Raw genomic sequence first — 1,188 nt, 5'->3', positions numbered from 1 at the left:
GATGCGGCGGCGCAGCAGGTCGAGCAGCGGGGTCACGCGGCCGTGGACGAGGCGGGCGGCGATGCCGCCGGGGCAGGGGGCTGCATCGCCGGCCGGCGGGCGGCCCAGACCACCACGGCAAGGCCGATCAGGATCATCGGGATCGACAGCTGCTGGCCACGGGTGAACCAGTCGGTGCCCATCAGATAGCCCAGCTGGGCGTCCGGCTCGCGCACGAACTCGACCAGGAAGCGCGACACGCCGTACCAGGCGATGAAGGCGCCCAGCACGATGCCCGGCTTCGACCGGATGCGCGCGCTGGCGGCCAGCGGCAGCAGGATCAGGAACAGCACCAGCCCCTCCAGCCCGGCCTCGTACAGCTGGCTGGGGTGGCGCGGCAGCGGCCCGCCATTGGGGAAGACGATGCCCCAGGGCGCGTCTGTGACGCGGCCCCACAGCTCGCCATTCACGAAATTGGCGATGCGGCCGAAGAACAGCCCGATCGGCGCGGCGGCGGCCACCACGTCGCCCAGCAGCAGGGGCGAGAAGCCGCGGCTGCGTGCGAACAGGATGATCGCGACGGTGACGCCGAGGAAGCCGCCGTGGAAGGACATGCCGCCATGCCAGATCTCCAGGATCGACACCGGGTTCGCCAGATATTCGTCGAGATTGTAGAACAGGACATAGCCGATCCGGCCGCCCAGAATGGTGCCGATCACCGCCCAGGTCAGGAAGTCGTCCAGCGCCGCGCGGTCGGGCGGCAGCGCGGTGCGGCGGGTCAGCCACAGCGCGTAGCGCCAGCCCAGGATGAAGCCGGCGATGTAGGCGAGCGCATACCAGCGGATCGCGACGGGGCCGATCTGCAGGGCGACCGGATCGAACCAACCCATGTCTGTTCCCGTTCGGGGGGGACGAAGCGTGCCCTTATAGGCGCGCGGTCCAGCGTGTTGCAACGCGGGGGACCGGCCGCCATATTCCAGACGATGATGTTCATTTGGGAATGCCGCCTGCGATGCCCTTCGACACCAAGCTGATCGACGATCTGGTCCGCGTCGCGACCGGAGCCTTCGGTGCCGTCGCCGGCGTGCGCGAGGAGGCGAGGACCCGCCTGCGCGAGCAGTTCGAGCATGTGCTGTCGCGGCTCGACGTGGTGACGCGCGAGGAGTTCGAGATCGTCCGCGCCCTGGCCCAGCGTGCCCGCGAGGAGCA

2 protein-coding genes are annotated in these 1,188 nt (G+C 69.8%); one reads left to right on the top strand and one right to left on the bottom strand.

Translation table 11 applies throughout. The annotated features are described in order from the left end of the window. Positions 1 to 32: 32 nt before the first annotated feature. Entirely contained in the window at positions 33 to 869 is an 837-nt protein-coding gene (gene lgt / locus P409_RS34815; protein ID WP_052121727.1) for a prolipoprotein diacylglyceryl transferase, read from the bottom strand. Between the two features lie 122 nt (positions 870 to 991). Between lgt and P409_RS34810 the strand changes: the two genes are divergently transcribed. Then, positions 992 to 1,188, top strand: a 197-nt coding sequence (locus P409_RS34810) for an accessory factor UbiK family protein (RefSeq protein ID WP_034849540.1), incomplete at its 3' end; no start/stop codon positions are given.

Source organism: Inquilinus limosus MP06 (assembly GCF_000767795.1).
Lineage (GTDB): Bacteria > Pseudomonadota > Alphaproteobacteria > DSM-16000 > Inquilinaceae > Inquilinus > Inquilinus limosus_E.
The sequence above is the reverse complement of the archived record's forward strand: the minus strand, read 5'-3'. Positions and strand labels throughout refer to the sequence as shown.

Excerpts from the sequence above, each read along its gene's own strand:
- lgt (WP_052121727.1), bottom strand. The coding sequence starts at position 869 with ATGGGTTGGTTCGATCCGGTCGCCCTGCAGATCGGCCCCGTCGCGATC.